Origin of the sequence: Cupriavidus taiwanensis, from assembly GCF_900250115.1 — a bacterium.
Taxonomy (GTDB): Bacteria; Pseudomonadota; Gammaproteobacteria; order Burkholderiales; family Burkholderiaceae; genus Cupriavidus; species Cupriavidus taiwanensis_B.
Window position 1 is genome coordinate 3340184 of sequence record NZ_LT984803.1, and the last position, 19774, is coordinate 3359957.

The 19774-nt window shown below is 68.2% G+C and carries 20 protein-coding genes and 1 tRNA gene; 10 read left to right on the top strand and 11 right to left on the bottom strand.

The window, feature by feature from the left end:
- The first annotated feature begins 32 nt into the window (after positions 1-32).
- The 4 genes from CBM2586_RS15665 to CBM2586_RS15680 all read left to right on the top strand — a co-directional run bounded on the left by CBM2586_RS15665 (position 33) and on the right by CBM2586_RS15680 (position 3405).
- Positions 33-383, top strand: coding sequence for a GFA family protein (locus CBM2586_RS15665; RefSeq protein WP_115663635.1), 351 nt, complete (start codon positions 33-35; stop codon positions 381-383).
- Positions 364-807, top strand: coding sequence for a VOC family protein (locus CBM2586_RS15670; RefSeq protein ID WP_115688357.1), 444 nt, complete (start codon positions 364-366; stop codon positions 805-807). Before CBM2586_RS15665 ends, CBM2586_RS15670 begins: the two co-directional genes overlap by 20 nt.
- Positions 808-916: 109 nt before the next feature.
- On the top strand, positions 917-2206 hold the full coding sequence (locus tag CBM2586_RS15675) for an MFS transporter (RefSeq protein ID WP_115663633.1): 1290 nt from the start codon (positions 917-919) through the stop codon (positions 2204-2206).
- Positions 2203-3405, top strand: coding sequence for an MFS transporter (locus CBM2586_RS15680; RefSeq protein WP_115688359.1), 1203 nt, complete (start codon positions 2203-2205; stop codon positions 3403-3405). Before CBM2586_RS15675 ends, CBM2586_RS15680 begins: the two co-directional genes overlap by 4 nt.
- Positions 3406-3421: 16 nt before the next feature.
- Here the strand turns inward: CBM2586_RS15680 and CBM2586_RS15685 are convergent, their stop codons facing one another.
- The gene (locus tag CBM2586_RS15685; RefSeq protein ID WP_115688361.1) at positions 3422-4306 is read right to left on the bottom strand and encodes a DODA-type extradiol aromatic ring-opening family dioxygenase; all 885 of its coding nucleotides are present in this window, start codon (positions 4304-4306) and stop codon (positions 3422-3424) included.
- Between the two features lie 269 nt (positions 4307-4575).
- On the opposite strand from CBM2586_RS15685, the gene CBM2586_RS15690 reads away from it, so the two are divergent.
- Together CBM2586_RS15690 and CBM2586_RS15695 are read left to right on the top strand one after the other, a co-directional pair.
- Positions 4576-4923: a hypothetical protein gene (locus CBM2586_RS15690; protein ID WP_115663630.1), complete on the top strand. Its 348-nt coding sequence runs from the start codon at positions 4576-4578 to the stop codon at positions 4921-4923.
- A 77-nt stretch (positions 4924-5000) separates the two neighbouring features.
- Positions 5001-6311, top strand: coding sequence for an MFS transporter (locus CBM2586_RS15695; RefSeq protein ID WP_115688781.1), 1311 nt, complete (start codon positions 5001-5003; stop codon positions 6309-6311).
- Positions 6312-6379: 68 nt separating this feature from the next.
- On the opposite strand, the gene CBM2586_RS15700 is transcribed toward CBM2586_RS15695, so the two are convergent.
- Positions 6380-6736: a DUF2314 domain-containing protein gene (locus tag CBM2586_RS15700; protein ID WP_115663629.1), complete on the bottom strand. Its 357-nt coding sequence runs from the start codon at positions 6734-6736 to the stop codon at positions 6380-6382.
- A 106-nt stretch (positions 6737-6842) separates the two neighbouring features.
- On the opposite strand from CBM2586_RS15700, the gene CBM2586_RS15705 reads away from it, so the two are divergent.
- Positions 6843-7469, top strand: coding sequence for a DNA-3-methyladenine glycosylase I (locus tag CBM2586_RS15705; RefSeq protein ID WP_115663628.1), 627 nt, complete (start codon positions 6843-6845; stop codon positions 7467-7469).
- Positions 7470-7832: 363 nt separating this feature from the next.
- Here CBM2586_RS15705 and CBM2586_RS15710 read toward each other — a convergent pair whose 3' ends face one another.
- A complete protein-coding gene (locus CBM2586_RS15710; RefSeq protein ID WP_115688783.1) occupies positions 7833-8777 on the bottom strand; it encodes a cation diffusion facilitator family transporter in 945 nt (314 codons plus the stop codon).
- A gap of 184 nt (positions 8778-8961) precedes the next feature.
- On the opposite strand from CBM2586_RS15710, the gene CBM2586_RS15715 reads away from it, so the two are divergent.
- The gene (locus tag CBM2586_RS15715; RefSeq protein WP_018006124.1) at positions 8962-9213 is read left to right on the top strand and encodes a hypothetical protein; all 252 of its coding nucleotides are present in this window, start codon (positions 8962-8964) and stop codon (positions 9211-9213) included.
- 5 nt (positions 9214-9218) lie between these two features.
- Here CBM2586_RS15715 and CBM2586_RS15720 read toward each other — a convergent pair whose 3' ends face one another.
- Both CBM2586_RS15720 and CBM2586_RS15725 read right to left on the bottom strand, forming a co-directional pair.
- Positions 9219-9899 (bottom strand): aspartate/glutamate racemase family protein, encoded by a 681-nt coding sequence (locus CBM2586_RS15720; protein ID WP_115688363.1) that lies wholly within the window; start codon positions 9897-9899, stop codon positions 9219-9221.
- 503 nt (positions 9900-10402) lie between these two features.
- Entirely contained in the window at positions 10403-11263 is an 861-nt protein-coding gene (locus tag CBM2586_RS15725) for a MurR/RpiR family transcriptional regulator (RefSeq protein ID WP_115663626.1), read from the bottom strand.
- 717 nt (positions 11264-11980) lie between these two features.
- On the opposite strand from CBM2586_RS15725, the gene CBM2586_RS15730 reads away from it, so the two are divergent.
- On the top strand, positions 11981-13897 hold the full coding sequence (locus CBM2586_RS15730) for a hypothetical protein (protein ID WP_231942532.1): 1917 nt from the start codon (positions 11981-11983) through the stop codon (positions 13895-13897).
- A 201-nt stretch (positions 13898-14098) separates the two neighbouring features.
- Complete coding sequence (locus CBM2586_RS15735) at positions 14099-15130, top strand: hypothetical protein (protein ID WP_115663625.1); 1032 nt, start codon at positions 14099-14101, stop codon at positions 15128-15130.
- 95 nt (positions 15131-15225) lie between these two features.
- Here the strand turns inward: CBM2586_RS15735 and CBM2586_RS15740 are convergent.
- The 6 genes from CBM2586_RS15740 to CBM2586_RS15765 all read right to left on the bottom strand — a co-directional run bounded on the left by CBM2586_RS15740 (position 15226) and on the right by CBM2586_RS15765 (position 19719).
- Positions 15226-15301, bottom strand: a tRNA-Ala gene (locus CBM2586_RS15740).
- A gap of 73 nt (positions 15302-15374) precedes the next feature.
- The gene (soxB, locus tag CBM2586_RS15745) at positions 15375-17096 is read right to left on the bottom strand and encodes a thiosulfohydrolase SoxB (RefSeq protein WP_115663624.1); all 1722 of its coding nucleotides are present in this window, start codon (positions 17094-17096) and stop codon (positions 15375-15377) included.
- A gap of 68 nt (positions 17097-17164) precedes the next feature.
- Positions 17165-17659, bottom strand: coding sequence for a TlpA family protein disulfide reductase (locus tag CBM2586_RS15750; RefSeq protein WP_115663623.1), 495 nt, complete (start codon positions 17657-17659; stop codon positions 17165-17167).
- Positions 17660-17663: 4 nt separating this feature from the next.
- Positions 17664-18326 (bottom strand): sulfur oxidation c-type cytochrome SoxX, encoded by a 663-nt coding sequence (soxX, locus tag CBM2586_RS15755; protein WP_115663622.1) that lies wholly within the window; start codon positions 18324-18326, stop codon positions 17664-17666.
- 19 nt (positions 18327-18345) lie between these two features.
- On the bottom strand, positions 18346-19173 hold the full coding sequence (soxA, locus tag CBM2586_RS15760) for a sulfur oxidation c-type cytochrome SoxA (protein WP_115688365.1): 828 nt from the start codon (positions 19171-19173) through the stop codon (positions 18346-18348).
- 81 nt (positions 19174-19254) lie between these two features.
- Positions 19255-19719, bottom strand: coding sequence for a DsrE family protein (locus CBM2586_RS15765; RefSeq protein ID WP_115688367.1), 465 nt, complete (start codon positions 19717-19719; stop codon positions 19255-19257).
- Positions 19720-19774 lie beyond the last annotated feature (55 nt).

Consider the following 19774-nt stretch of genomic DNA (forward strand, 5'->3'; position numbering starts at 1 on the left):
GGTCGAACGGACCCTGTCGCAAGGAGACAGACATGACCTTCAACGGAAGCTGCCATTGCGGCAGCATCGCCTTCGCGGTCGAGGCCGACAGCATTCCCAGCGTGATCCGCTGCAACTGCTCGATCTGCCGCCGGCGCGGCCACCTGCTGTGGTTCGTGCCGCGCGCGAGCTTCAGGCTGGAGACGCCGGAGAGCAACGCCTCCACCTACCGCTTCAACACCATGAAGATCGCGCACCGCTTCTGCCCGGTGTGCGGCTGTGGTCCGTACGCGGACGGGCAGGACAAGGACGGCAAGCCGATGGCCGCGGTCAACGTGCGCTGCCTGGACAATGTCGACCTGGATAACCTCAAGATCATCGACTATGACGGACTGCACCACTGACGCCACGTTCCGCATCCTCGGCATCGACCACCTGGTATTGCGCAGCGCCGATGTCGGCGCGCTGCGGCGCTTCTATGTCGACGTGCTCGGCTGCGGCATCGAGCGCGAGCAGACCGACCTGGGCCTGACCCAGTTGCGCGCCGGTGCCAGCCTGATCGACCTGGTCACGCTCGATGGCCCGCTGGGCCGCGCTGGCGGCGCCGGGCCGGGCGCGCAGGGACGCAACCTCGACCACTTCTGCCTGCGCATCGACCCCTTCGACGCGCAGGCGCTGCGCGCGCACCTGGCGGCGCATGGCATCGACGCGGGCGAAGTGGCGCAGCGCTTCGGCGCCGAAGGCAAGGGGCCCTCGCTCTATGTGCAGGATCCCGACGGCAACGTGGTCGAACTGAAAGGACCGCCCGCGCCGGTGAGCGCACAGTAACGCGCGTTGCGGCCGGCGCGCCGCGAGCGGCCGGCGCGCAGCATCGCTACAATTTCCGACTGGCCCCAGGCGCGCCGCTTCTGTGGCGGCCATCCCCGCCGGGCCCGCCATGACCACACTCGAAGCCAGCCCCGGCACGGACGCTGCCGACACCGATCCTGACGCCAGCCCGGCCCGCGCCGGGCCGGCGCAGCCCGCCACGCCGCCGCGCCGGCTGGTGTGGATCCTCGGCCTGACAGAGACCATCTCCTGGGGCACGCTGTTCTTCGCCTTCACCGTCTTCATCGACCCGATGATCCGCAGCCTGGGCTGGTCCAAGCCCTTCCTGGCGGGCGGCTATTCGCTGGGCCTGCTGGTGTGGGCGCTGTGCTCGTTCGCGGTCGGCCGGCTGCTGGACCGCGCGCCGGCGCGCAAGGTGATGGGCGCGGGTTCGGTGCTGGCCGGGCTGGGCCTGCTGCTGTGGGCGTGGACGCCGTCGCAATCCGTGTTCCTGCTGATGTGGGTGCCGCTCGGGCTGGCCATGGCGACCACGCTGTACGAACCCGCTTTCGTGGTGCTGCGCCAGGCCTATGGCGACCAGTACCAGAAGCCGATCGTCGCGGTCACGCTGATGGCCGGCTTTGCCAGCACGATCTTCGTGCCGCTGGCGCAATGGCTGGTGCTGCATGTCGGCTGGCGACCGACCCTGGTCGGCTTTGCTTTGCTGAACCTGCTGGTCTGCGCACCGCTGCATGCGCGCATGCGCTACGCCCTGCATCCGTCTTACTCCGGCGCTGGCGCCGGCACGGCCGCCGCCGGCGGCCGCGACATTGCCCGCGCCACGCTGCGCCAGCCGGTGTTCTGGGCGGTGGTGCTGGCCTTTACCGCGACCGCGGTGGTGGCGTCGCTGCTGGGTGCACACCTGATCCCGATGCTGACAGAGAAGGGCATGCCGGTGGCGCAGCAACTGGCGGTCGCGGCGCTGATCGGCCCGGCCCAGGTGGCGGGACGCATGCTGATGATGCGCGCGGGCGTGCGCCACCCGGTGCGGCTGTCGCTGCCGGTCTATGCGCTGATGAGTGCCGGGCTGCTGTGCTTCGCGCTGGGGCATGGCGCATGGCTGATGGTGGCGGCCGTGCTGTACGGCTGCGCCAACGGCGTCAACACCATGCTGCGCGCGATGGCGATGCCGGAGCTGATCTCGCGCCACCACTACGCCACCCTCAACGGCCTGATGATGACGCCGGTGCTGCTGATGCAGGCGGCGGCGCCTTGGCTGGGCGCGCTGCTGTGGCGCGCGGCCGGGGGTTACTGGCTGATGCTGTGGGTGATGCTGGCGCTGGCGCTGGCCGCACTGCTGGCCTTCGGCTATGCGCTGCACCGGCGCGGACTGCTGCGCGTAGACGCGGGCCGCCCATGACCGGCTCCCCGGCGCCCGCCACCGCCGCGGTGCCCGCCGGCCGGGTCGCGCGCGCCACGCGCGGGACCATGGCGCTGTTCTTCGTCAACGGCGCCACCTTTGCCACCTGGGGCGTGCACATCCCCACCATCAAGGCGCGCTTCGGCCTGTCCGACGCGATGCTGTCGCTGGCAATGCTGGCGGTGGCCGGCGGCGCTATCGTGGCGATGGGTCCGGTCGGGCGCTGGGTGGCGCGCGCCGGCAGCGCGCGCGCCTCGATGGCCGGCGGGCTGCTGTTCGCGCTGGCCACGGTGGCGATCCTGGCGATGCCGTCGTTCTGGCTGCTGCTGCCCGCGCTGCTGGTGTTCGGCATGACCAATGCGGCGTTCGATGTCGCCATGAACGCGCAGGCCGCCACGGTCGAGGCCAGCCGCACGCAGCCGGTGATGTCGTCGCTGCATGGCATGTTCAGCCTGGGCGGCATGGCCGGCGCGGGCTTTGGCGGCACCATGCTGGCCGTGGGCGTCACGCCGCTGGCGCATGCGGCGATGATGGCCGGCGTGACCGCCGCGGTGGCGGTGGCTACGCTGCCGGGGCTGCTGGCCGACCACCCGCTGCCGCCCGCCGCGCCCCACCATCGCGACCATGCGGTGCGGGCGCTATGGCGCCTGGGGCTGCTGGCCTTTCTCGGCCTGATCGGCGAGGGCGCGATGTACGACTGGACCAGCGTCTACATGCGCGACGTGGCACGGGCCCCCGACGGCTGGATCAGCCTCGGCTATGCCGCGTTCTCGGGCGGCATGGCGTGCGGGCGCTTCGGCGGCGACCGCCTGCGCGCGCGCCTGGGCGACAGCGCCACGCTCAGCGGCAGCGCCTGGCTGGGCTTTGCCGGGATTGCGCTGGCACTGGCCGTGCCGCTGCCGCTGGCCGCGCTGGCGGGCTTTGCGCTGATGGGGCTGGGCGCGGCCAATATGGTGCCGATCTTCTTTGTCGCCGCGTCGCGGCTGCCGGGCGTGGCGCCGGCGGAAGCGATCGCGCGCGTGGCGCGCTTCGCCTATGTGGGGCTGCTGCTGGGCCCGGTGCTGATCGGCGGCGTGGCGCACCTGGCCAGCCTGCGCGCCGGCCTGGCGCTGGTGGCGCTGACCATGGGCTGGATCGCGCTGGCCGGGGCGCGCTCGGCACGGCGCTATCTGCTGGCGCGCGCGCCGTCGCGCCGGTAAGCCAGCAGGCCAGACCTCAGGCCGCGGCGCGCAGCGGCGCCCCGGTACCCATGCCTTCGAACACGAAACTGTCCATCGCCAGCACGCCATAGGTGACTTCGTCGGCCACCCGCGACACCGTGACCGGCCCCGGCAGCGCCGGCCCCGCGCCCTCGGGGCCGAGCGCCGCGCCCAGTGCCACATAGAACGGCAGCAGGTGTTCGTCGGTCGGGTGCGCCCGGCGCGCATACGGCGCCTGGGCACGGTAGTCGGCTATCGGGCGGGTGTCGCCGGTCGCCAGGGCCTGGTCCAGCGCCTCGGCCATCCACTTGCGGAACGCTTCGACATACGGCTCGGCCTGCGGGCCGTGCTGTTCGCGCCGGCCGCCGCCAAACACTTCCTGCAGGTTGTGGGTGAAGCTGCCCGAGGCCAGCACCAGCACGCCTTCGTCGCGCAGCGGCGCCAGCGCGCGCCCGATCGCGATCTGCGTCGAGGGCGGCAGGTAGGGATTCAGCGCCAACTGCACCACCGGCATGTCGGCATCGGGGAAGAAGTGGCGCATCGGCATCCAGGCGCCATGGTCCAGCGGGCGCTCGTCGTCATGGCCGACAAAGCCCGCGCCGGGAATCGCCGCCGACTCGACCAGCGCCTTGACCCGCACCGCCAGTTCCGGCGACCCCGGGGCGTCGTAGCGCAGTGCGTACAACTCTCGCGGAAAGCCGCCGAAATCGTGCCAGGCCTCCTGGCGTTCCCGGCTGGTGACGGCCAGCGTGCTGTAGATCCAGTGCGCCGAAATCACCAGCACCGCGCGCGGGCGCTGCGCGCGCAGCCGCGCGCCGAGTGCCGCGAACGCGGCGCCGGTGGAGCCGGGGTCGATGGCCAGCATCGGCGAGCCGTGGGAGATGTAGAGCGAGGGAAGCATGGGAATACCGCCTTCAAACGGTTTGTGTACTGGCTTCCAGTTTGGCAAAGAACCGCGGTGCTCACCGGCGCCGTTTGCGGACACCTCATGCAAAAAAACTGAATCGCGGGGCCATCCGTGGCGCCGCGCACACAACTCGCGCCGAGCCCGCACCGCGGCCGCTGCAGGCGCCTTATGCTGCAGCCGGAAGCCCGTGATGCAACGCGGCGCAGGGACTTCCGCAACCCAGAACGCCACGGCGCCTTGCCCGCGTGTGGCAGGAGACTCACGTGGCATCGCGCAATCCGCGCCGCGCCGGACGGCACAACCCCATCCCCGGCCAATGGTGGCAGCCGGGCGTCTACGGCAGCATGCCCGCTGTCGCGCTGTGGATCCTGGCGCGGCTGCCGGCCGGCCTGCTGCTGTCCGTGACCGGCATGCCGTCCGCGCCCGCCTGGCTGAACCGGGCCGGGGACACGGTGTTCGTGGCCGGCTGGGTGGCAAGCGCCCTGCTGCTGTGGCTCACGCGACACCGCCCTGCCCCGGCCCTGAACGCCCCTTCGGCGCCCGCCGAGACCGTCCCCGCGAGCCCGCCGAAGCCCGACCGCCGGTCCACCGAACCTGCGCTGCCCGGCTGAAGTCGCGCGCGAGGACGCGCAGGCCTGCGATTAAGGAATCGCTTAATATGGCGGTTTCTCCGCATGACCAACGCTTCATGACCGCGACCACCGCCTCCGTTCCAGTCCTGACCAGCGCCACCCGACGCAAGGCGATCATCGCCGCCACCATCGGCAATGGCCTGGAGTGGTTCGACTTCACCGTCTACAGCTTCTTCGCCGTCATCATCGCCAAGCTGTTCTTTCCCACCGGCAATGACCTGACCTCGTTCCTGCTCACCGTCGCCACCTTCGGCGTGGGCTTCTTCATGCGGCCGGTCGGCGCCATCGTGCTGGGCGTCTATGCCGATCGCGTCGGCCGCAAGGCGGCGCTGACGCTGACCATCCTGCTGATGGCGCTGGGCACGGCCATCATCGGGCTGGCCCCGACCTACGACCAGATCGGCCTGTGGGCACCCGCGCTGATCGTGGTCGCGCGGCTGATCCAGGGCTTTTCCGCCGGCGGCGAAGTGGGCGGCGCCACCGCCTTCCTGATCGAGCACGCCCCCGACGCCGAGCGTGGCGCCTACGCCAGCTGGCAGCAGGCCAGCCAGGGCATTTCGTTCATGCTGGGCGCGGCCATGGGCGCGCTGGTCACCAACGGCCTGTCGCCGGAGCAGATCGACGCCTGGGGCTGGCGCATTCCCTTCCTGTTCGGCCTGCTGATCGGCCCGGTGGGCATGTATATCCGCTCGCACCTGCACGAGCCGCCCGAGTTCGAGGCGCGCCAGGCCGCCCGCCGCGCCGCCAAGGTGCCGTTCTCGCCGCTGTCGCAGGTGCTGCGCGACCACCCGCGCGAAGTGCTGGCCGGTCTGGGCGTGACCATCCTGTGGACGGTCTGCACCTACGTGCTGGTGTTCTACATGCCGTCGTACGCCAAGCAGCAGCTGGGCCTGCCGCTGGGCGCGACGTTCCAGTCGACCGCGCTGTGCGGCGCCATCATCCTGGTGCTGTGCCCGCTGATGGGCATGCTGTCGGACCGGGTCGGCCGCAAGCGCATGCTGGGCGTGGTGGCGATGCTGATCGGCGCGCTCGCCTATCCGCTGTTCCACTGGCTCAACGTGGCGCCGACCACGCAGACGCTGCTGCAGGTGCAGATCGTGCTGGGCATTCTGCTGGCGGCCTTTACCGGCCCGGCGCCGGCGGTGCTGGCCGAGCAGTTCCCGACCGAAGTGCGCTCGACCGGCCTGTCGCTGGCCTACAACTTCGCCGTTACCATCTTCGGCGGCTTTGCCCCGCTGATCGTGACGTGGCTGATCGAATCGACCCACAACAAGCTGGCGCCGGCGTACTACGTGATTGCCGCCGCCGCGGTGAGCTTCGTCGCACTGGTGTTCATGCACGACCGCACCGGCCGGAAACTGGCCTGAGCGGGTCGCGCCACCAACGTAAAAGCCAGCCTCGCGGCTGGCTTTTTTATGGCCAGCGGGCTGGCGGCTCACGCGTCTTCGTCACCTTCCCGATAGATATTGATCACGTGTCGGGGCTCGAAACACAGCGGCATGCCGGGGCTCATCTCGTCGGTGCAGTACGGCTGGTTGTCGAGTTCGCCGGTATAGAGCGCGCCATCGCGTCCGGTCACATTGACCCACATCCGCTCGACGTGGACTTCCTCGTTGCCGGCCTCGTCCGCGACCAGGATGCGGAAGATCAGCTTGACCTGCTGGCCGGCGGCCAGCGCGTCGCGTTCCGCGCGCGGTGGCATCCAGAAGGTGTCGGGGTGGGCGGCGGCGATGGGCTCGGCGTCGTCGAGCTCCCATCCGTCCTCGTCCAGGGTGGTCAATCGCATGTCCATGTTCAGCCTTCCGCAATCTTTCAGGTGCGGGCATGATCGCAGCAAATGCGCCGGCCGGCGAGGGCCTGGCCGGTGCCCCCTTCATTCAATACTGGAAAAGGTGCGCATGACGAGCAACAAGGAAGCGCTGGCCGCACCGGTGCGCTGCGGCTGGTGCGGCACGCTGGAGGACTATTGCCGCTACCACGACACCGAGTGGGGCTTTCCGGTGGCCGACGACCGCCGTCTGTTCGAGAAGCTGTGCCTGGAGGGTTTCCAGTCCGGCCTTAGCTGGCTGACCATCCTGCGCAAGCGCGAAGCCTTCCGCAAGGCGTTTGCCAATTTCGACATCGACAAAGTGGCGCGCTTCACCGAGCGCGATATCGCACGCCTGCTGGGCGATGCCGGCATCGTGCGCCATCGCGGCAAGATCGAGGCTGCGATCAACAATGCCCGGCGGGCCCGCGAACTGCTGGAATCGGAGTCGTCGCTGGCGGCCTACTTCTGGCGCTTCGAGCCCGATCCCGCGAGCCGGCCCAAGGTGCTGACGCCAGAGGTGCTGCGCACCATGGCCACTTCGCCGGAGTCCACCGCGCTGTCAAAGGACCTGAAGCAGCGCGGCTGGCGTTTCGTCGGCCCCACCACGATGTATGCGCTGATGCAGGCCATGGGCCTGGTCAACGACCACCAGGAGGGCTGCGCCACGCGCGCGCAGGTGCTGGCTGCGCGCAAGGCGTTCAAGGTGCCGCGCTAGAGACGGTATACAGGCCGGCGCGTATACGTGCGTCAAATACGCGTGTCAGCCGGACACCGCCGTCCGGCGCAACGGTCCTGGCTGTCGTCTTTATATTGTTTACGTATGTAAACATAGTAGTAGTAGGTAAACCGCGCCCCGGGCCGTGGATAAGTCACCTTTTCCCTTTTGGCTCAGTGACCTGCAACAAAGATAACGGCTCCGGGATAACCCTGATTGGGCAGGACAAGATGGCGGCAACGTATACCGCCGCGCGGTGATCACGGAAGTTGTCCGTATACCTCCCACAGCGCGTCCCCAGCCGCGACACAGCTTGTCCGAATGGTTATCCCCAGGCTCGGACCAGGCTGTCCACAACCCGGCTCAGCCCTCGGCGGTCGTTGTGGCAACGTATACCGGGTCGACGTGTGTCATCACGTTCAGCACATGGTGGTGTTCCAGCGTGCGGCGCCGCGCCTCCACCGCGATGGCATGACCCTGCGCCACGGTGAGGGTGGCGTCGATCTCGAGGTGCACGTCGACCAGGACCTGGTCGCCCATCTTGCGCGTGCGCAGGTCGTGCAGGCCGAGCACACCGGGCGTGGCCAGCATGGTGGCGCGGATGGCGGTGACGGTCTCCGCGTCGGCGGCGCGGTCCATCAGGTCGCTGAGCGCGTCCCAGCCAAAGCGCAGCCCCATGCGCGCCACCATCAGCCCGACCACGATCGCCGCGATCGGGTCGAGGACGTGGTAGCCCAGCAGGTTGCCGCCGATGCCAAGCGCCACCACCAGCGACGACGCCGCATCCGAGCGCGCATGCCAGGCGTTGGCCACCAGCATGCTCGAGCGCACCCGCCGCGCCACCGCCAGCAGGTAGCGGAACAGCAGTTCCTTGGATGCCAGCGTGGCCAGCGCCATCCACAGTGCCAGCGGCTGCACCGGCTGCGCGCCGCCCGCAGACTGCAGCTTGGCCAGCGCCGCCCACAGCATGCCCGCGCCCACCGTCAGCAGCAGCACGCCGAGGGCCAGCGAGGCGGCGGTCTCGAAGCGCAGGTGGCCGTACTGGTGGTCGGCATCCGGGTCCTTGCGGCTTTGCCTGCCGGCGGCCAGCACCACGAAGTCTGACAGCAGGTCGGACAGCGAATGCGCGGCGTCGGCGATCAGCGCCTGCGAGCCTGAGATCACGCCCGCGACCGCCTGCGCCGCGGTGAGGCCGAGATTGGCCACCACGCTGACCAGCGTGCTGTTCCGGCCGGCGCGATGGCGCGCGTCGGCTTGCGCGGCGGGGTTGGAGCCATCGTCGGGCAGGCCGCCCGGTCTTGCGCGCATGCGCGGAGAGTGCGAATCCATCAGGTGACTATAGCCGAACCTGCGGCCGCGCCATCGTGCCGATTTCGTAACAGCGCTGGCTAACTTATTGCGCCGCCTTTACCGTAGACAGGACGGGCGCCGCACCCAGCGTGCGAACCAGCGCCAGCGGGCGCACCCGGTCTTTGCAAGGAGGGCTCTCACGATGGCGATCCGTTCGCTAGCCTCGCACAGCACATCCCAGTTACGCCGCCTGGTCGGACAGATGCAGGCCGAAGTCGACGCACTCGAAAACCTTTCCACCCCCGATGCCGATGCGCAAAGCCGCCTGGGCTACGCCACCGGCCGCCTGCGCGACGGCATCGAGGCGGTCGAGGATGCCTTGCAGTCACTGCGCGCGCTGCAGCAGGTACGCCCGTCGGCGATGAAGGCGAGACGGCCGACGCGCGTGGCCTAGGCGGCTTAGGCGCCCGCCGCCGGCGCCAGGCCCAGGGCACGGGCCAGCGCCTCGCATGCGGCCGGGATCGGCCCGATCACGGGTATCGCAAAACGCTGTCCCAGCGCCCGCGCGGCCTCGCCCAGCGGGCCGCCGCCGATAATCACGGCTTGCGCGCCATCGTCGATACACGCCTGCACCGCGCCCGCGAGCCGCTGCTCCTGTTGCCGCGGCGCGTTGCCGAGCGCGCACGGGTCGCCATCGGTAAAACGCGCGCCAGTAAACCAGGCCGCCAGCCCGTGCCGGTGCACGCCCGCCTCGATCGACGCCGCCAGTCGCGGCGTGGTGGTGGCAACGCCGAAGCGCCGCTCGCCGGCCGCGGCGGCGCGCATCGCGGCCTCGCCGATGCCGACCACCGGCACCGCCAGCTGCGCGCGCAGTGCTTCCAGGCCCGGATCGCCGAAGGCGCCCACGATCACACCGTCGGCAAGGCCGGCCAGGCGCACCATCTCCGCGTCATTGACCGCGCCGGCGGCGACCGCCAGGTCGCCATCGTCGACGATCATCGGCGCGCCGCGCGCCACCGTCGCGCCGACCACGGGCGGCGGTGCTGCCATGTGCTGCGCCAGCCAGGCGCGCGCGATGCCGACCATCATCTGCGTGGTGGCGCCGGAAGTATTCGGGTTGATCAGCAGGATATGGCTCATTCACGTCTCGGGTTTCAGGGTGCTGGCTGGCGGCGGGCTGGCCGGCCGGTTGCCGCGATGCCTCGCTCGGCTCGTCTTCGGCACCATTCAGCGCCCGGCCGAAGGTCTCGAATAGTCCTGCGCCATCAGAATCGTCGGCACCAGCGTCAGCACCGACATCTGCGCACCATAGGTCATGCATACGGCAATCCACACCGCGATCGTGCGGCGATATCGTCCAGCGCCCGCTCTAGTTGCTGCAGCCGCGGCTGCATCGAAGAAACGATGACTTCCGCACCGATGGCCTTGCCCCCATGCGCACGTCGGCGCTTTTTCCGCGGCCCGGATTCACCCGCTCCCCGCCTGATGTTTTGATTTTTTCATATAATAAATATTTGAAAATAATTTTTCATACGGGATTATACCGACGCGTGTCGGCTGCGTGTCGGCCTTGAGCAGCCAGCACCGCGGCGGAACGTCGGCAATGGGGTTGGAACGGCGCCGCCGGCGGCACGGGCCGGGGCTCAGAGTTCGTCGAGCGCATCGTGGAAGGCCTCGACCAGGCCCAGATGCCGACGGCCGGGCGTGCCGGCCAGTTCCATCACCTGGGTGACGATCAGGTGGCAAACGCCGATCACGGCGGAATGGTTGTCCAGCACCCCGGGGGCCTGCACATCACAGCGCAGCACCCACCGCGCCGGCACGCTGGCGGCCGCGCCCTGTTCGGTGATGTAAAGCAGCCTGGGACAAGCCTTCGCCGCCTGCGCCACGACCGACGGCAGTTCGCGCACGCGCCGGCGCAACGCCAGCACGATCACCACGTCGTCCTCGGTCATGCCGGCCAGATGTTCGCCCATGGTTTCGCCGGCGCCCGGCACCGCCTGCGCGCTCGGCACGATCTGTAACAGTTGCCAGCGCAAGTACATGGCCAGCGGCTGGCTCGAGCGAAAGCCGACGATCCAGACCTTCCGCGCGGTGAGGATCGCGTCGGCAATTTCCCGCAGTTGCGCCTCCGACAGGCGCCGGTAAGTGGCGCCGAGGTTGGCCAGGCCCTGCCGCAGATGCGCGCCGAGCGAGCCGCTCTCGGCGGCGGCGCCCGCGCCGGCTGCGCTCTCGGTGCCCGCCAGCAACAGCGGCGAGCCCGCGCTCCTTTCCGAGCGCACCTGCCTGCGCGCTTCGTCATACGAGGCATAGCCCATGCGCCGCACGAAGCGCGTCACGGTCGCATTCGACACATTGGCCAGCCTCGCCAGTTCCGAAGCGGTATAGCTGGCGAGATCGCCGGGGAAATCCAGCGCGAACTCCGCCAGCCGCCGCTCCGAAGGCGACAACTGGTCCAGCTGTTCGCGGATGCGTCCGACGAACGATTTCCCGGTGGCTTGCATGAGGCGAGGCGGCTTCGGTGCGCACGTCAACGGGCGCCCGGCGCGCGCGCGCCGGGGCCCAGGGGGCTCAACGATAACGTATGGCGACGCGCGAAGCGAGCCGCAGGCCCCACCTCCCCGTGACCGCTGCGCCTGGCCCTTAACGCCCCGCGCCCCTGGCATTCACGTGGAATTCAGGTGGCATTAACCCATCGCGGCGCTGGCGTTAGGCCGGCATTAAATGCCCGCGCTGAACGGACCCGAATCCGCGCAATTAGCCCTTTTTCTGATGCCGAAAATCGCGCGCGATGATATTGCGCCGTACGGAAAACTGTCCACAAATCGAACAAATCCTTACATGTGATCCGCGGGCGAGTAATCGTTACGTCGCAACTGCGCACCGCGATAGTGCACAGGTGCGCCGCCCGAAAATCACACGTAACCCATTGTTACTGTCCTGTACGGTCTCGGACACGTGCCCCTAGTATCGCCGCTGCCGGGTTTTCCAAGGGGTTAACCCGATCCGCTTTTTATGCCACTGCAATTCGTCGCGCACACTGCAAACCGGCACAAGAACGGGCGTGGTGATGTTTATTCACTTTCATCTTTTATCCATTCACTTAAAAATCAATGACTGGGAAAAATCTACCTCGCGATAACCCATCCGACCTGCGCAGAGCGCGCAATTCTTACATTCTGCCGAGCCTGAACTTCCTGGCTGCCGCCTGCGCCGCTGTGGTGCTTACGGCATGCGGCGGTGGCGGCGACGGCAGCGATGCCACCGCTTCCGGTAGCACCTCGTCGACCGAAGCCTCGCGCGGCCCGACCACCCCAGCCGAATCCACCCAGGTCGCCGACGAGATTTTCGACGGCTCCGGCAATTTGAATGCCGACGAATATGTCGCCATTGCTTCGGATTACACCAGCGAAAAAGCCATGGCTTATCGCTATGGTGCGAGTAATTCGGCCGCCGCAGCGGTCGGTACTGTCTGGAAACCCGAGGACAAGACCTTTTACCCGCACGGTAATACCTGCTTCCAGCAGGAATATCCGGGTGCCACGATGGATACCAGCACCAACGTGATTTACCAGCTGGGTAACCTCGACTGCGCCCGTAACGATTACGGCAGCAACATGGGCGACGTGATTTACCGCTCGGACGTCGCTTCGGACTCCGCCGTCACGCCGCTGCTGACTCTGGCCCTGAGCGCCGGCACCGTTGCCGAGAAGCCGCAGACCGCCTGGTTCTGGGGCCATACCACCACCAATCCGCTGCTGAAAGACCACGTCGCTGCCAACGGTGGCGCCATGCCGACGCAGCCTATCGCCATGGGCCGCTGCAGCGAGCACGATTGTGCACAGTCGCTGGTGGCTTTCCAGAACGGCCTGATTGCTTCGGTCGGCATGAATACGGCTTCGCACTCGGCGTCGGTAAAGCTGCCGGAGGGCAAGGTGCCCACGGCAATCGCGATTACGTCGAATTCCGAATTTGCCCTGGTGACCATCTGGGACACCAAGAACCTGAAGGGCCAGGTGGCGGTGATTGCGCTGGGCAGCCTTGCCGACGGCAGCCAGGTGGGCGGTCCATATGACTCCAGCGATATGTCGTGGCATGGCCTCTATCCGGGCTTCCGCAACATGTCGAACTTCGTCTTCATGAAGCTGCTGGGCTTCGTTGACCTGCCGGATATGAAGGCCCCGACGGAGATTTCCGCCGTGACCGACTTCAGCACCATGCAGGACAACACCACTCAGGGCTGGATGCGTGACCCGGTGGGTGACCGCGGCGCGAGCCTGGGTCGCGACGAAGCGACGCCTGGCCTGAGCGAAGCCAACCAGAAGAGCTACGCCGTGGGTGGCGTCAACGCCGACCTGATCTCCCGCGCCGGCGTGGCCGCAGTGATCTCGAAGTCGGAAAAGAAGGTGGTGTTCCTGAACCTGAAGCCGCTGTTCGACAAGGTCAACAACACCTACTTCGAAGGCAGCTTCAGCGATCTGCAGAACACGCTGAACAATACCGGCCTGGAAGACTCGCAATGGCCGCAGACGTTCGCGGTGGACAACTACGCCCCGACCGTGATCAAGACCATGAGCCTGGCCGAAAAGCCGACCGCGGTGAGGGTCTCGATGCTGGCAAACCCCGGCCAGGCCTGGGTGGCGACGGAAGACGGCGTGATCCACGCGATCTCGGTGGCTGGCGTGCAGTCGGGTACCAACCTCGATCCGGAACTGATCAAGGAAGTGACCAGCCTGCAAGTGGGCAAGAACCCGACCAGCATGATCCACCAGGTGAATCGCGAGAGCTTCGGCAACTCGAACACCAAGATGTGGGTGGTGTCGCGCGGCGAGCAGAAGGTCCAGCTGGTCGACATGGCAACGCTGACGGTCGAAAAGACGCTGCAGGATTCGCGTATGGTCGATCCGATCACGGTGTCTGAAACCCAGCAAAGCCCGCTGCTGACCAGCGTGATCTCGGTGACCGACTATTCCGGCAAGCAGGTGCTGAACTATCGCTATGCACCGATCAACCTGCAGGGCGGCAACACCCCGATGTATATCGGCGTGGGCCAGTCGGGCAACGAAGAGTTCGAGTTCGGCGGTTCCTACGCGGTGGCCGGCAAGCCGTTCAACTTCACCCAGAGCAATGTACCCTGAGCGCCATGTCAGCCTGAAGCGCGCCGGTTGAGGCCGGCAAGCTTCTCCCTGATATCGCTTGATCGAGGCCCGCACGGTTCGCCGTGCGGGCCTTTTTTATTGCGCAGACGCCGGCCACCGCCGTGGTCCCGCGTGCGCTGGAGCACAGATATCCTGCCCGGGGACATGACAACCTCGCCATATGCGCAAGGAGCCTGTCCCATGCCGAGTTCATCCGCCCACGACCTGAACGCCCGCGCCATCGGCGCCCGCATCAGCCTGGTCGCACCCGGCGAGGGTGGCGTCAAGGACTATGCCGTAGCGCTCAACGGCCTGCTGCAGGGACAGCTGCTGGAGGCAACGCCCGCCCTGCCGGCGGCCGCGCTGGCCGGCGCCGACGTGGTCCTCCATTACGTCGGCTACGGCTACGCCCGGCGCGGCACGCCGCTGTGGCTGCTGCGACGCCTGCGCGAGGCCCGGCCGCACATGCGCCGCCTGGGCATCTTCTTCCACGAACTGTATGCCGACGGCGCGCCATGGCGCTCGGCGTTCTGGCTGTCGCCGGTGCAGCGCTACATTGCCGCCGAACTGGCATCGCTGGCGGACTTCTGGGTGACCAACCGAGAGGGGTCGGCGCGCTGGCTCAACGCCCACGCGCCGGCGCGGCCGCACCGGGTCCTGCCGGTGTTCTCCAACCTCGGGGAAAGCGGCGCGCCGCAGCCGCAGCGGCAAGCCGCCGTGGTGGTGCTCGGGGGCTCCGCGCTGCGTGCCCAGACCTATCAGGAAGCGGGCGACGCCCTGTTCGACTGGGTCGGCCGTGCTGGTTTCACCCTGCACGATGTCGGACCGCCCCTCGGCGACGCGGGCCTTGCCGCCGGCATTGCCCGGCGCGGCGCGGTGGTGCACGGCCGCGTCGAGGCGGCCGAAGCGGCACGGCTGCTGTCGGTGTCGGCCTACGGCGTACTGGCCTACCCGGTCGACTATGCCGCCAAAAGCGGGGTCTTCGCCGCGTACTGCGCCCACGCGGTCTGCCCCGTGCTGCTGTCCCGGCACGGCGGCGTGCACGATGGCATTACACCCGGACACTACCTGCCCTCGATCCAGGCCATGAGCCCCGACCTGGATGCCGCCTGGCGCATCGGCCGGGCGGCCCACGCCTGGTATGCGCCGCACGCGCTGCGGCATCACGAGGCCGGGTTCAGGGAGCTATTGGGGTTGGGAACACTGCCGGAGCAGGTCGCCGCGGCGTGGTGAGGGGTAATGACGGCGCGGACCGCCAACAAAAAGCCCCGGCAGCCTGGTCGGCTCCGGGGCATTTGATGCGGATTGCCGGATATTGGCAAGAATCCTGGTGGACCGAAGGAGGATCGAACTCCCGACCTCTGCATTGCGAACGCAGCGCTCTCCCAGCTGAGCTATCGGCCCGTCGCGGAGGATTGTAGCGTACTTGGGCCGCGCGCTTCAATCCTCGGCCCTGCCATGCGTGCTGTTTGCCACATCACGCCGCGATGCCGGCATTGCCGTCCATGCCGCGCACGCGTGGCAGGTTCAGCGGGCGCGCGCTGACTTCGCGGGTGCTGCGCAGCCACTGCGCCATCACGTCCCAGATCGGCGCGCCGCCGGACTCCCGCGCTTCTTCCGCCACCGGTGCCCAGCCGGCCACCTTGTAGGTCTTGCCTGCCTCCAGCGGCTTGCCCGCAAGGCGCATGTCGGTGATGCGCTTGCCCATGCCGGCGGTGGGATCGATGGTGTATTGCAGACCGCCGACGCGCACCATGTCGCCGCCCTGCTGGTAGTACGGGTCCGGGTTGAACAGGTTGTCGGCGACGTCTTCCAGGATGGTCTTGATGGTCGCGCCGCTCATCTGCGTCACCGTGGTGTACGGGTACGTGATGGCGGTCTGGTCCATCAGGTGCTCCATGGTGATGGCCTGCCCCGGCAGCAGCGTGGTGCCCCAGCGGAAGCCCGGCGAGAAAGCGATCTGCGCGCCCTGGGCCTGCATCAGGCCGTCGAGGATCAGCTGGTCGAAGGTGCCGTTGAAATTGCCGCGGCGGTACAGCAGGCCGCGGTTGACGGCGAGGACTTCGGACAGCTTCTTTTCATACGGCGCCCGTACCTTGCTGATGAGCGCGTCCATGGCCGGGTCGGCCGGCAGGTAGTTGGCGAACACCGGCAGCAGCCGGTAGCGGAAGTCCGCGACCTTGCCGTTTTTCACGTCGAAATCGAGCACGCCCAGGAACTTGCCGTTGGAGCCGGCATTGGTCACCAGCGTGGTGCCGCCGGCGTTCTTTACCGCCACCGGGGCGGGCACGCCATCATGGGTGTGCCCGCCGAGGATGGCGTCGAGCCCGCGCACGCGCGAAGCGAGCTTCAGGTCGACATCCATGCCGTTGTGCGACAGCAGCACCACCGCCTGCGCGCCCTTGCCGCGCGCGGCGTCGATGACCTGCTGCAGGTTCTCTTCCTGGATGCCGAAGGTCCAGTCCGGCACGAAGTAGCGCGGGTTGGCGATGGGGGTGTACGGGAACGCCTGGCCGATGATGGCCACCGGCACGCCGTTGATCTCGCGGATCACGTAGGGTTCGAACACCGGGTCGCCGAAATCATTGGTCTTGATGTTTTGCGCCAGGAACGCGACCTTGCCCTTGAAGTCCTTGTCGACGATCTCCCTGACGCGCTCGGCGCCCAGGGTCATCTCCCAGTGCGGCGTCATCACGTCCACGCCCAGCGCCAGCGCGGCATCGACCATGTCCTGGCCCTTGGTCCACAGCGCCGTGGCCGAGCCCTGCCAGGTGTCGCCGCCATCCAGCAGCAGCGCACCCGGGCGGCCGGCCTTGAGCCGCTTCACCAGCGTGGCCAGGTGCGCAAACCCGCCGACCTTGCCGTAGCGGCGCGCCGCCTCGTTGAAATCGAGATAGGTGAACGCATGCGCCTGCGCGGTGCCGGGGCGGATGCCGTAATGGCGCAGCAGCGCCTCGCCGACCAGGTGCGGCGGCTTGCCGGCATAGGCGCCGATGCCGAGGTTGACGTTGGGTTCGCGGAAGTACACCGGCCGCAGCTGCGCATGGCAGTCGGTGAAATGCAGCAGGTGGACGTTGCCGAAGCGCGGCAGGTCGTACATGGCGTCGGCGGCCTGCGCGGCGTGCGCATCCTGGTGGGGGAACGTCATGCCGCCGGCGCCGGCGATGGCCAGCACCTGCAGGAACTCGCGTCGGTTCATGTCTCTTCCTGTGGATAAGTGCGTGCCGGCGGGCGCGGGGCTGCCGGCATCGCATGGCTATGGCCTGGCTATGGCGTGGCGTAGCGCTCCAGCGCGGCCACGTCGTCTTCGAGCATTTCGCCCACTTCCTTCTGCACCACGCGGCCGCGCGCGTCGATCACGTACAGTTCCGGCAGCCCCTTGCGCTTGCCGAACACCGCCTGCAGCGCGGGCGAATCCATGGTCGCGGCGAAGGTGTAGCCGCGCTTCTTCATGTAATCGGCAGCCTCGCGCGGGTCCTTGTCGATGCTGATGGCCAGCACCTGCAGCGGCGTGCCGCGCGTGCGCTCGTACAGCTTCTGCAGGCGCGGGTTCTGCATCGCGCAGAACGGGCACCAGGTGGCCCAGTATTCGACCACCAGCGGCTTGCCGGCCAGCGCGGCCGCGCTCAGTGTGCGGCCGTCGAGGGTGCGGACCTCGGGCAGGCGCACGGTGTCGCCCACTTCCAGCGCGGCGGCGCCGGCCGCGGCCAGCATCAGGCCGGCGGCCAGCAGCGCGCGCAGCAGCATGGCGGGCGCGCGCATCGGCTTACTGGTTGACCGGCGAGGCCGGGTCGAGCAGCAGCGCCATCACGTCGCGGATCTGGGCCTCGGTCAGGATGCCCTTGTGGCCGAAGCGCGGCATGTTGGAGCAGGCGGCGTAGGCGCTGGAGTCCCAGATCTTGCCCCAGGTGTACTTGATGACCTCCTGCGAGTTGCCGCGCAGCTTGCCGTACTGGTACAGCGACGGACCGATATTGCCGAACGAGATCTCGGCCTTGGTCATCTGGTGGCAGGCGTAGCAGTTGCCGCCATTGGTGGCGCCGACCTGGTCGGTGAACTGCATGCCGCGGCCGTTCTGGGCGACCTTTTCGCCTTCCTTCCAGTCGCCCAGCCATTTGTCGTCGGCCGGGTACTTGATCTGCTTCAGCTCGGCGGCCTCGATCTTCTTCGCCACCTTGGCCGGCACCCGGGTGCGGTCCGGGTACTCGCTGCAGGCCTGCTGCATGCCGTCCTGGTTCAGCACGCCCTCGACCGTGACCGGGCCGCGCGACGAGAACGAGTCCTCGATCAGGTGCTTCATGTCGGCGCCGCTGACGGCGGCCGGCTTGCCCTTGGCGGGGCGGGTCTTGGCGCTGTCCTGTGCGTGGGCGCCGGTTGCCAGCAGGGCGGCCAGGGCCGCGACGGCCACTGCCTTGGTATGTCGTTGCATGTTGTCTCTCCCGTACTGGTCAGCGCTTCATCGCCGGGCCGTCGTAGGTGCCGCCGTTGGCATTCTTCGCCAAGAACATGGTCAGCGCGGTGATCACGTCGGAGCCATAGGCGGGTTCGGGAAAGCGCTGCTGGCGCAGGCAGTCGTACAGGCGGTGCTGCATGGTGCGGACCTCGCCCTGCGACACGCGATACGCCGGCCAGGTGGTGTAGGCCGCCTGCGCGCCCTTGTCGGTCAGCAGGTTGGGCAGGTCCTGCAGGCGGATGCGCTGACCGTCCACCGCATGGCAGGTGGCGCAGGCAAAGTCATAGGCGCCGCCGCGGTAGAAGAACATTTTCTCGCCCAGCGCATAGGTGCGCTTTTCTTCCGGATGGCTGAGCTGCACGTTCATCTTCACGCCGCGCGACTCGCCGGTCAGGTAGGCCACTAGGCGCTCGATCTCGGACGGCTTGCCCGACGACGAGAACGGGTTTTTGGTGGCTTCTTCCCGGTTCAGCCCCTGCAGCGTCATGCGGCAGTGGGCCAGCCGCTGCTCCAGGTCCATCACCTTGTTGGTGTCCTTGAAGTAGCGCGGCAGCTCGGCGTAGGCGCCCTTGGTCACGCCCGGGCCCTTGCCCAGGTCGCATTGCTCGAGCGAGGCGTTCTTCGGACCCGCGGGCTTTTTCCACAGCTCTTCGCCGGCGGCTTCCCACAGCTCGGCGGGATTGCCTTCGGCCAGCATCTGGCGGTATTTGGCGATTTCGTCGGCAGTGCTGCCCTGCGCGTGCACGGCGGCAGCGGCTGCGGCCGCCGCGGTGGCGGCCAGCGCCAGCGCAGCGCGCCGGGCCAGGCTTCGGATCGGTTTCATGGGGCTTCTCCTCGCGGCCGCGCCTTGCGTGACGGGCCGTTTCTTCTGTCTTGTCTTGCCGTCGGGCCGCGCCAACCCGGCTCAGGGCTTGATATAGGCGTAGCCTTCCTCGGCCTGCAGGCGCGCGATCTCGACCACGCCGGCCTGGACCACCTTGGCTTCCATCAACAGCTGCGCTTCACTGATCTTGCGCGCGGTCAGCGTATTGCGACACACGCGGAACTCCACGCCGTCGGCGGCCAGCGCGCCCACCGGGCTTTCGAAGCTGTTGCCGCGCGCGTCCTTGGCGCCGTCGACCAGGAAGTCAACGCCGTAGCCGAACGCGACCACCACGATCTTGGTGCCGGGGGCGCCATTCAGGTGGTTGCGCAGGTTGCCCATCGCGCGCACCGCCTGGTCGACGCCCTCCGACAGCTGGTACACCACCTTCACGCGCCCGCCCTTGCCCGCCCCGGCCGGCGCCGGCTGGCCGGACTGTGCCGAGGCCTTCGCCGCCAGGCCGATGGCGGCCAGGGCCGCCGATGCTCGAATAAATGCTCGCCGCATAATGCTCCTTCGGGCCGGGTCCGTCCCGGCATTCCGCCCCGAACCTTAGCAGAGG

What these genes read in the sequence shown, in the direction of transcription:
- CBM2586_RS15665 (WP_115663635.1), top strand. Translation starts at nt 33, where the DNA reads ATGACCTTCAACGGAAGCTGCCATTGCGGCAGCATCGCCTTCGCGGTC.
- CBM2586_RS15670 (WP_115688357.1), top strand. Translation starts at nt 364, where the DNA reads ATGACGGACTGCACCACTGACGCCACGTTCCGCATCCTCGGCATCGAC.
- CBM2586_RS15675 (WP_115663633.1), top strand. Translation starts at nt 917, where the DNA reads ATGACCACACTCGAAGCCAGCCCCGGCACGGACGCTGCCGACACCGAT.
- CBM2586_RS15680 (WP_115688359.1), top strand. Translation starts at nt 2,203, where the DNA reads ATGACCGGCTCCCCGGCGCCCGCCACCGCCGCGGTGCCCGCCGGCCGG.
- CBM2586_RS15685 (WP_115688361.1), bottom strand. Translation starts at nt 4,306, where the DNA reads ATGCTTCCCTCGCTCTACATCTCCCACGGCTCGCCGATGCTGGCCATC.
- CBM2586_RS15695 (WP_115688781.1), top strand. Translation starts at nt 5,001, where the DNA reads ATGACCGCGACCACCGCCTCCGTTCCAGTCCTGACCAGCGCCACCCGA.
- CBM2586_RS15700 (WP_115663629.1), bottom strand. Translation starts at nt 6,736, where the DNA reads ATGGACATGCGATTGACCACCCTGGACGAGGACGGATGGGAGCTCGAC.
- CBM2586_RS15705 (WP_115663628.1), top strand. Translation starts at nt 6,843, where the DNA reads ATGACGAGCAACAAGGAAGCGCTGGCCGCACCGGTGCGCTGCGGCTGG.
- CBM2586_RS15710 (WP_115688783.1), bottom strand. Translation starts at nt 8,777, where the DNA reads ATGCGCGCAAGACCGGGCGGCCTGCCCGACGATGGCTCCAACCCCGCC.
- CBM2586_RS15715 (WP_018006124.1), top strand. Translation starts at nt 8,962, where the DNA reads ATGGCGATCCGTTCGCTAGCCTCGCACAGCACATCCCAGTTACGCCGC.
- CBM2586_RS15720 (WP_115688363.1), bottom strand. Translation starts at nt 9,899, where the DNA reads ATGAGCCATATCCTGCTGATCAACCCGAATACTTCCGGCGCCACCACG.
- CBM2586_RS15725 (WP_115663626.1), bottom strand. Translation starts at nt 11,263, where the DNA reads ATGCAAGCCACCGGGAAATCGTTCGTCGGACGCATCCGCGAACAGCTG.
- CBM2586_RS15735 (WP_115663625.1), top strand. Translation starts at nt 14,099, where the DNA reads ATGCCGAGTTCATCCGCCCACGACCTGAACGCCCGCGCCATCGGCGCC.
- soxB (WP_115663624.1), bottom strand. Translation starts at nt 17,096, where the DNA reads ATGAACCGACGCGAGTTCCTGCAGGTGCTGGCCATCGCCGGCGCCGGC.
- CBM2586_RS15750 (WP_115663623.1), bottom strand. Translation starts at nt 17,659, where the DNA reads ATGCGCGCGCCCGCCATGCTGCTGCGCGCGCTGCTGGCCGCCGGCCTG.
- soxX (WP_115663622.1), bottom strand. Translation starts at nt 18,326, where the DNA reads ATGCAACGACATACCAAGGCAGTGGCCGTCGCGGCCCTGGCCGCCCTG.
- soxA (WP_115688365.1), bottom strand. Translation starts at nt 19,173, where the DNA reads ATGAAACCGATCCGAAGCCTGGCCCGGCGCGCTGCGCTGGCGCTGGCC.
- CBM2586_RS15765 (WP_115688367.1), bottom strand. Translation starts at nt 19,719, where the DNA reads ATGCGGCGAGCATTTATTCGAGCATCGGCGGCCCTGGCCGCCATCGGC.